At 74.0% G+C, this 8,688-nt stretch carries 7 protein-coding genes and 2 tRNA genes; 5 read left to right on the forward strand and 4 right to left on the reverse strand.

Annotated elements, in window-relative coordinates:
- The first annotated feature begins 33 nt into the window (after nt 1–33).
- From aroA to hisN, 4 genes are all read left to right on the forward strand, one after another.
- Nucleotides 34–1,365, forward strand: a complete 1,332-nt coding sequence (gene aroA, locus ACFXPX_RS22195) for a 3-phosphoshikimate 1-carboxyvinyltransferase (protein ID WP_380530040.1) — start codon at nt 34–36, stop codon at nt 1,363–1,365.
- A gap of 15 nt (nt 1,366–1,380) precedes the next feature.
- The gene (gene rsgA, locus ACFXPX_RS22200) at nt 1,381–2,436 is read left to right on the forward strand and encodes a ribosome small subunit-dependent GTPase A (RefSeq protein ID WP_375894142.1); all 1,056 of its coding nucleotides are present in this window, start codon (nt 1,381–1,383) and stop codon (nt 2,434–2,436) included.
- Nucleotides 2,437–2,566: 130 nt separating this feature from the next.
- Complete coding sequence (locus ACFXPX_RS22205; RefSeq protein ID WP_188303055.1) at nt 2,567–2,890, forward strand: multidrug efflux SMR transporter; 324 nt, start codon at nt 2,567–2,569, stop codon at nt 2,888–2,890.
- 44 nt (nt 2,891–2,934) lie between these two features.
- Nucleotides 2,935–3,732: a histidinol-phosphatase gene (gene hisN / locus ACFXPX_RS22210; protein WP_375894145.1), complete on the forward strand. Its 798-nt coding sequence runs from the start codon at nt 2,935–2,937 to the stop codon at nt 3,730–3,732.
- Between the two features lie 113 nt (nt 3,733–3,845).
- Here hisN and ACFXPX_RS22215 read toward each other — a convergent pair whose 3' ends face one another.
- The gene (locus tag ACFXPX_RS22215) at nt 3,846–5,321 is read right to left on the reverse strand and encodes a catalase (RefSeq protein WP_380591239.1); all 1,476 of its coding nucleotides are present in this window, start codon (nt 5,319–5,321) and stop codon (nt 3,846–3,848) included.
- Between the two features lie 105 nt (nt 5,322–5,426).
- Here ACFXPX_RS22215 and ACFXPX_RS22220 point away from each other — a divergent pair, with 105 nt between their 5' ends.
- Nucleotides 5,427–5,852 (forward strand): Fur family transcriptional regulator, encoded by a 426-nt coding sequence (locus tag ACFXPX_RS22220; RefSeq protein ID WP_380408749.1) that lies wholly within the window; start codon nt 5,427–5,429, stop codon nt 5,850–5,852.
- Between the two features lie 19 nt (nt 5,853–5,871).
- Here the strand turns inward: ACFXPX_RS22220 and ACFXPX_RS22225 are convergent, their stop codons facing one another.
- From ACFXPX_RS22225 to ACFXPX_RS22235, 3 genes are all read right to left on the reverse strand, one after another.
- Nucleotides 5,872–7,845: a tetratricopeptide repeat protein gene (locus tag ACFXPX_RS22225; RefSeq protein WP_375894153.1), complete on the reverse strand. Its 1,974-nt coding sequence runs from the start codon at nt 7,843–7,845 to the stop codon at nt 5,872–5,874.
- Nucleotides 7,846–8,211: 366 nt separating this feature from the next.
- Nucleotides 8,212–8,285, reverse strand: a tRNA-Met gene (locus ACFXPX_RS22230).
- Nucleotides 8,286–8,454: 169 nt separating this feature from the next.
- Nucleotides 8,455–8,528 (reverse strand) — tRNA-Met (locus ACFXPX_RS22235).
- Between the last annotated feature and the right edge of the window lie 160 nt (nt 8,529–8,688).

The following is an 8,688-nucleotide window of genomic DNA, read 5'->3' on the forward strand; positions in this document are numbered from 1 at the left end:
GGCCGTTCCGTCACGGACCCTAGACTGGCCCCCATGACCGACTCCTTGTGGCCCGCCCCCGTCGCCAGCGCCCCCGTCGACGCCACCGTCACCATTCCCGGCTCCAAGTCGGTCACCAACCGGGCCCTGGTGCTGGCGGCCCTCGCCGACGGACCCGGCTGGGTGCGCCGCCCGCTGCGCAGCCGCGACTCCCAGCTGATGGCCGACGGCCTGCGCGCCCTCGGGGTCACCATCGAGGAGAAGGTCAACAACGACTCCGGCGGCACCGGCGGCGGCGAGGCCTGGCGGGTCATCCCCGCCCCCGCGCTGCGCGGCCCCGCCAACGTCGACGTCGGCAACGCCGGCACCGTCATGCGCTTCCTGCCCCCGCTCGCCGCCCTCGCCGACGGCCCGGTCCACTTCGACGGCGACCCGCGCAGCCACGAGCGCCCCCAGCACGGCGTGATCAACGCCCTGCGCGCGCTCGGCGCCCGGATCGAGGACGGCGGCCGCGGCAGCTTCCCGCTCACCGTCCACGGCACCGGCGGCCTCGACGGCGGCCCGGTCGAGCTGGACGCCTCCTCCTCGTCCCAGTTCGTCTCCGCCCTGCTGCTCTCCGGCGCCCGCTACCACCACGGCGTCGAGGTCCGGCACGTCGGCGGCCCCGTCCCGTCGCTGCCGCACATCCGGATGACCGTCGAGATGCTGCGCCTGGCCGGCGCCCAGGTCGACGCCCCCGAGGACGGCGGCGAGAAGGACGTCTGGCGGGTCACCCCCGGCGCCCTGCTCGGCCGCGACCTGGTCGTCGAGCCCGACCTGTCCAACGCCGCCCCGTTCTTCGCCGCCGCCCTGGTCACCGGCGGCCGGGTCACCGTCCGCGACTGGCCCCGCCACACCTCCCAGCCCGGCGACCAGCTGCGCGACCTCTACTCCCGGATGGGCGGCGCCTGCGAGTACACCGACGAGGGCCTCCAGTTCACCGGCACCGGCAGGATCCACGGCATCGAGGCCGACCTGCACGACGTCGGCGAGCTCACCCCGGTGATCGCCGCCGTCGCCGCCCTCGCCGACTCCGAGTCCCACCTGTACGGCATCGCCCACCTGCGCCTGCACGAGACCGACCGGCTCGCCGCCCTCGCCAAGGAGATCAACGACCTCGGCGGCGACGTCAGCGAGACCGAGGACGGCCTGCGGATCCGCCCCCGCCCGCTGCACGGCGGCATCTTCCACACCTACGAGGACCACCGCCTGGCCACCGCCGCCGCGGTGCTCGGCCTCGCCGTGCCCGGCGTCGAGGTGGAGAACGTGGGCACCACCGCCAAGACCCTGCCCGACTTCCCCAAGATGTGGGCGGAGCTGCTCGGCGGAGCGGCCGCGGACGCCTGAGCGGAGACTTGAACCATGCGCCGCTACGGCAAGGACGCCGACGAGGACGACATCCGCAACCGCCCCGCCCGCCGGGGCTCCCGGCCGCGGACCCGGATCCGGCCCAAGCACGAGGACGCCGACGAGGCGATGGTGCTGACCGTCGACCGCGGCCGGATCACCTGCCTGGTCGACCCGGGGACCAAGCAGGAGCGTGAGGTCGTCGCCATGAAGGCCCGCGAGCTGGGCCGCAAGGGCGTCGTCGTCGGCGACGTGGTCAACCTGGTCGGCGACCTCTCCGGGGACGCCGACACCCTCGCCCGGATCGTCCGGGTCGAGGAGCGCAGCTCCGTGCTGCGGCGCACCGCGGACGACGACGACCCGTACGAGCGGATCGTCGTCGCCAACGCCGACCAGCTGGCCATCGTCACCGCCCTGTCCGACCCGGAGCCCCGCCCCCGGCTGATCGACCGCTGCCTGGTCGCCGCCTACGACGCGGGCATGGAACCGCTGCTGGTGCTCACCAAGTCCGACCTCGCCCCGGCCGGGCCGCTGCTGGAGTCGTACGCCCCGCTCGGCATCGACTACGTCGTCACCCGCCGGGACGAGCTGGAGACCGCCGGCGCCGAGGCCGTCCGCGAGCACCTGCGCGGACTCTCCACGGTGTTCATCGGCCACTCCGGCGTCGGCAAGACCACCCTGGTCAACGCCCTCGTCCCGGACCGGCGGCGGCAGACCGGCCACGTCAACGCCGTCACCGGCCGCGGCCGGCACACCACCGTCTCCGCCCTGGCCCTGCGGCTGCCCCCGCCGCCCGGCGTCAAGCCCGGCTCGAAGAAGGCGCTCGACCCGGGCTGGGTGATCGACACGCCCGGCTTCCGCTCCTTCGGCCTCTCCCACATCGACCCGTCCCGGGTCATCCTCGCCTTCCCCGACCTGGAGCCGGGCACGGTCGACTGCCCGCGCGCCTGCAGCCACGACGAGCCGGACTGCGCCCTGGACGCCTGGGTCGCCGACGGCCACGCCGAGGCCGCCCGGCTCTACTCGCTGCGCCGTCTGCTGGCCAGCAAGGAGGCCCGCGAGGGCGACTGAGCCCGGCGGGGGCTCCGCCCCTTCCCCGAGGCTCGCGGCCCGTTCGAGGTGTCGGACCGCCCCTCCCTGGCGATCATAGGAAAGTCGGGCCGGACACGGCCCGTCCGTCGATCGACAGGGAGGGCGCGCGATGGCATGGGCCCTGGTGATCCTGGCCGGCCTGCTGGAGACCGGCTTCGCGATCAACCTCAAGCTCAGCGAGGGGTTCACCAAGCTCTGGCCCACCATCAGCTTCTGCGTGTTCGCCCTCAGCAGCTTCGGGCTGCTCACCCTCTCGCTCAAGAGCCTGCCGGTCGGCCCCGCCTACGCCGTGTGGACCGGCATCGGCGCCGCCGGCACCGCCATCTACGGCATGGCCTTCCTGGACGAGACCACCTCGGTGCTCAAACTGGTGTCCATCTCCCTGGTGATCGCCGGCGTGATCGGCCTCCAGCTCAGCGGTTCCGCCCACTGAGCGCCCGCCCTCCCCGGCCGACCCGCTGAGCTAGGGTTTCGGGCATGGCCGACTACCACGACGATCTCCGACTCGCCCACGTCCTCGCCGACTCGGCCGACTCGGTCACCCTGGAGCGCTTCCGCGCCCTCGACCTGAAGATCGAGACCAAGCCCGACCTGACGCCGGTCAGCGACGCCGACAAGGCCGCCGAGGAGCTCGTGCGCAGCATCCTCCAGCGCGCCCGCCCGCGCGACGCCGTGCTCGGCGAGGAGTTCGGCCTCCAGGGCTCCGGCCCGCGCCGCTGGGTGATCGACCCGATCGACGGCACCAAGAACTACATCCGCGGCGTCCCGGTCTGGGCCACCCTGATCGCCCTGCTGGAGGACGGCCCGGACGGCGTGGAGCGCCCGGTGGTCGGCATCGTCTCCGCCCCGGCGCTGCAGCGCCGCTGGTGGGCCGCCAAGGGCCTGGGCGCCTACGCGGGCCGCAGCCTGACCAAGGCCTCCCGGATCCACGTCTCCGGGGTGTCCCGGATCGAGGACGCGTCCTTCTCGTACTCCTCCCTCACCGGCTGGGAGGACCGCGGCCGGCTCGACCCGTTCCTGGACCTCACCCGGGCCTGCTGGCGCACCCGCGCCTACGGCGACTTCTGGTCCTACATGATGGTCGCCGAGGGCGCCGTGGACATCGCCGCCGAGCCCGAGCTGTCGCTCTGGGACATGGCCGCGCCGTGCATCGTCGTCGAGGAGGCCGGCGGCAGCTTCACCGGCCTGGACGGCGTCCCCGGCCCGGGCGGTGCCGACGCGGTGGCCACCAACGGCCTGCTGCACGACGAGACCCTGCGGCGGCTCTCCGTCTGAGCCGCTGTTCGCCCGTTCGCCCCCGGAGCGCTCCCGGGGCCCCGGGCGCAATGGTGCGGGCCCTGTGACCAGTGGGAGCTGGTCACAGGGCCCGCTGCTCGTTCCGGCCCGTCCTACTGCTTGCGCAGCTCCCGGACCGCCGCCTCCAGCCGCTGCCCGTAGTCGGCGTCGGCCTTGCGGAAGTTGTCGATCGCCCGCTCCACGATGTCCTCGCGGTCGGCCGAGACCTTGGCGATGAAGCCGGCCAGGTTGGCGATCAGCCGCTGCTTCTCGTCCTCCGTGAACAGCCGGTACAGGTCACCCGCCTGCACGAAGTCGTCGTCCTCGGCGTGCGAGGGCGCCGCGTGGGTGCCGGTGGGGCCGTCGACCGCGGTCGCGGCCCAGAGCGGACGGCCGGTCTGCACCGGGCCGCCGAAGCTGTTGGGCTCGTAGTTCTTCTGCCGGCCGTGGCGGCCGTCGTACAGGTACCCGTCCCGGCCGTTGGTGCGGGCCTCGGTGGCGTGCGGGCGGTTCACCGGCAGGTGGTCGGCGTTGATGCCGACGCGGTAGCGGTGGGCGTCCGCGTAGGCGAACAGCCGGCCCTGGAGCATCTTGTCCGGGGACGGGCCGATGCCGGGCACGAAGTGCGCCGGGGAGAAGACCGACTGCTCGACCTCGGCGAAGACGTTCTCCGGGTTGCGGTTGAGCTCCAGCCGGCCGATCTCGATCGGCGGGTAGTCGGCGTGCGGCCAGACCTTGGTCAGGTCGAAGGGGTTGAAGCGGTAGCCGGCCGCGTCGGCCGCCGGCATGACCTGGACCTGCACCGTCCAGCTGGGGAACTCGCCGCGCTCGATCGCCTCGCGCAGGTCGCGCTGGTGGCTGTCCGGGTCCTCGCCGGCGAGCCGGTTGGCCTCGGCCTGGGTGAGGTTGCGGATGCCCTGGTCGGTCTTGAAGTGGTACTTGACCCAGAAGTGCTCGCCGGCCTCGTTCTGCCACTGGAAGGTGTGCGAGCCGTAGCCGTTCAGGTGGCGGTAGCTGGCCGGGATGCCGCGGTCGCCGAACAGCCAGGTCACCTGGTGGGTGGCCTCGGGCGACAGGCCCCAGAAGTCCCAGACGTTGTCGGCCTCCTGCGAGCCGGTGTACGGGTCCCGCTTCTGGGTGTGGATGAAGTCGGGGAACTTGATGGCGTCCTTGATGAAGAACACCGGGGTGTTGTTGCCGACGAGGTCGTAGTTGCCCTCCTCGGTGTAGAACTTCAGCGCGAAGCCGCGCGGGTCGCGCACCGCGTCGGCCGCGCCGAGGTTGCCGGCCACCGTGGAGAACCGGAGGAAGACCTCGGTCTGCTTGCCGACCTCGGACAGGAACCCCGCCCGGGTGAAGGGCGTCACGTCGGCGGTCACCGTGAAGGTGCCGTACGCGCCGGCGCCGCGGGCGTGCACCACGCGCTCCGGGATGCGCTCGCGGTTGAAGTGCGCGAGCTTCTCGAACAGCAGCTGGTCCTGGATCAGGGCCGGGCCGCCGGGGCCGGCGGTCTCGGTGTTCTGGTTGTCCGCGACGGGGGCACCCGCCTCGGTGGTGAGGGTCGGGCGAAGCTCGTCCTGCGTGGTCATGGCGGGTTGCCTCCGGGGGATCCGATCGTGATGACACGATCCTAACTTGGACTTCGTCCAAGTCAATACTGCCCCTAATCCCGGAGCGTGACTTATTCTGGTCCCATGAGTGATCTGCTGGAGAGACTGCGCGGACGCGGCTGGCGGCTGACCTCACAGCGCCGCGTGGTGGCCGAGGTCCTCGACGGCGAGCACGTCCACCTCACCGCGGACGAGGTGCACGCCCGCGCCGCCGCCCGCCTGCCCGAGATCAGCCGCGCCACCGTCTACAACACGCTCGGCGAACTCGTCACCCTCGGCGAGGTGCTGGAGGTCGCCACCGACGGCCGCGCCAAGCGCTACGACCCCAACGCCCACCGCGCCCACCAGCACCTGGTCTGCTCCGGCTGCGGCGCGATCCGCGACGTCCATCCGCACGGCGACCCGCTCGCCGCGCTGCCCGCGGCCGAACGCTTCGGCTTCGCCGTCACCACCGCCGAGGTCACCTACCGCGGCCTGTGCCCCGACTGCCGCCACCGAAGCGGCAGTTGACGCCCCGCCCGGACGGGCCCTACGCGCTCAGCTCGGCGTGCAGCGCGCCCAGCAGCCGCCCGGCCCGCTCCGCGACCTCGGCCGGACCGTAGTCGATCGCCCGCCGGCACCAGTTCTCCGCCTGCACCGGCTCGCCCCGGCGCAGCGCCAGCAGCGCCAGCCGCAGCGCCGCCCGGCCGTGCCCGGCGTCGGCGGCCCGGGTGTACCAGAGCATCGCCTCCGCCTCGCAGTCCTGCCGGGCCAGCAGCAGCCCCAGGTTGAACGCCGCGCTGCGACTGCCCGCCCCGGCGGCCCGCCGGTACCAGCTCTCGGCGATCTCCAGCGCCCCGCGCTCGGCCGCCCGCACCCCCATCCGCACCTGGGCACGCCGGTGCCCGGCATCGGCCGCCAGCGCGTACCAGTGCTCGGCCTCGGCGTCCGCGTCCCCCCGCCGGTCCAGCACCGAGGCCAGCCGGAAGGCGCCCTCCGCCGAACCGCCGGCCGCCGCCTGCCGGTAGCGCTCCAGCGCGCCGGACAGGTTGCCGCGCTGCTCCTGGGCGACCGCCAGCTGCAGCGCCGCCTCGCCGTGCCCCTCGGCCGCCGCCCGCGCGTACCACTCCTGGGCCTGCCGCGACTCGCCGCGCCCGGCGTGCAGCACGCCCAGGTTGAAGGCGCCGTCCACGCTGCCGGCCTCGGCCGCCTTGGAGAACCACGGCTCGGCACCGGACTCGTCGCCGCGCTGCAGCAGCACCACGGCCAGCGCGTTGCAGGCCTCCCGGTGCCCGGCGTACGCGGCCCGGCGGTACCACTGCTCGGCCTGCTGGTCGCGGCCGGTGCCGGCGCAGAGCAGGCCGAGGTTGAAGGCGCCGTTCTGGTCGCCCGCGTCGAGCGCGGTGCGGTACCAGTGCTCGGCGGCCTTGGCCTCGCCGCGGCTCGCGTGCAGGGCGCCGAGCGCGTTGGCGGCATTGCCGTCGCCCGCCTCGGCGGCCTCCTGCCACCACTCGGCGGCGGCGGCGACGTCCCCGGAGTCGCGCAGCAGGAAGCCGAGCGCGCAGGCGGCCCGCGGCTCCCCGTTCTGCGCGGACTGCCGGTACCAGCGGGCGGCCTCCTCCAGCAGCGACCGGTCGGTGCGGGCCCGCTCCTCCAGCAGCACGCCCAGGCGCAGCGCGGCGCGGGCGTGGCTGCGGGCGGCGGCCGTGCGGTACCAGGCCTCCGCGGTCTCCTTGTCCCCGGCGGCCTCGCGCATCCGGGCCAGCCGGTAGGCGGCCTCACGGTGCCCGGCGTCGGCGGAGACCTTGAACCAGCGCTCGGCCCGCACGTCGCGCCGGTGCTCCATCAGGTCGCCGAGGGCGTAGGCGCCCAGCGGGTGGCCGTGGTCGGCGGCGTAGTGCAGCCAGTACTCGGCGGCCTCCTCCTCGCCCTGGTCGCGCAGCTGCAGCCCGAGCGCGTGCGCGGCGGGGGCGCTGCCCGCCACCGCCGCGTGGCGCCACCACTGGCCGGCCTCGGCGCGGTGGCCCTGCTGGTGCAGCAGGACGCCCAGGTTGTTGGCGGCGGCCCGCACCCCGGCGGCCGCGGCGGCCCGCAGGTACGGCTCGGCGTCCTCCAGGTCGCCGCGGCGCAGCAGCAGGGTGCCCAGGCGGCCCGCGGCGTCCGGGTCGCCGCCGTCGGCGGCCTGCCGGTGCCGGGCCTCCAGGGCGGCGGACTCCCGGGCGGCCAGCGCGGTCTCGAAGCTGGTCGGGTCCAGCCCGGCCGGGTCCAGCGCGGCACCGGCCGGCGCCTCCTCACCGCCCGCCCCGTACGGGCCCACGGCGGCGGAGAACTGCCGGGTGGAGACGTGCACCAGGCTGTCGGGCCCGGAGCCGCCGACCGCGGGGCGCTCGGACAGCCCGCTGGTGCGCTGGGCGGGCAGGGCTCCGGGGCGGCTCTCGGGGCTCTCGGCGCTCTCCGCCCAGGCGTCGGTGTCCGCCTCGACGGCCGCACCGGACTTGGCGCCTGACTTGCCGATCAGCCTCATGCCGACTCCCGCTCCCCCAGAGTGTCGCGGCATCGTGCCCCGGCCGACGGCCGGGGGGACTCCCAGGAGAGGTGCCGGACCGGACGGCCCGTCAGCGGCCGTGCACCGTCCCCCATGTGTCCCATCGTCGCATCACCCGCTACCCGCGTACACCTGCCCCGGCCGAATTCGAGTGGGGCGGACCCGAAGCCGACGGAATTGCTTCGGCGCTTTGTCGATTTCCCGACACTTGCGCCCCACAAACCCCGGTGCCGTCCCCGTTGGCGACGGTCGATAGTACCGGAGCGGTTCCCGCCGCTTCCGGACGGAAACGTCCGGGTACGACAGAGGCCCGGAGGAATGATCCTCCGGGCCTCTGACACTGAGTAGCGGGGACAGGATTTGAACCTGCGACCTCTGGGTTATGAGCCCAGCGAGCTACCGAGCTGCTCCACCCCGCGTCGTTGATCAAACTTTAGCACGGTTTCGACGGGGCCCGACACCACCGGCCGGCGGCCCCCGCCCACCGCGGCCGCCACCCCCGGACCCGGCAGGACTCCGGACCCGACCGGGGCCCGGATACGACAGAAGCCCGGAGGATTTTGATCCTCCGGGCTTCCTGCTACTGAGTAGCGGGGACAGGATTTGAACCTGCGACCTCTGGGTTATGAGCCCAGCGAGCTACCGAGCTGCTCCACCCCGCGTCGGTAAGAGAACCGTAGCACGGACGCGGGGCGGACCCAAAAACGGTCACCGCAGCTCAGCGGGGACTAGGGCCTGTCCGGCGGATCTTGCCAGGCGCGCGACGCCGGGCATCCCGCCTGGACGCACGCCCGAATCGCCCAAGTACGTCCAGTACGAGGC

Source organism: Kitasatospora sp. NPDC059146 (assembly GCF_042786665.1).
Taxonomy (GTDB): Bacteria; Actinomycetota; Actinomycetes; order Streptomycetales; family Streptomycetaceae; genus Kitasatospora.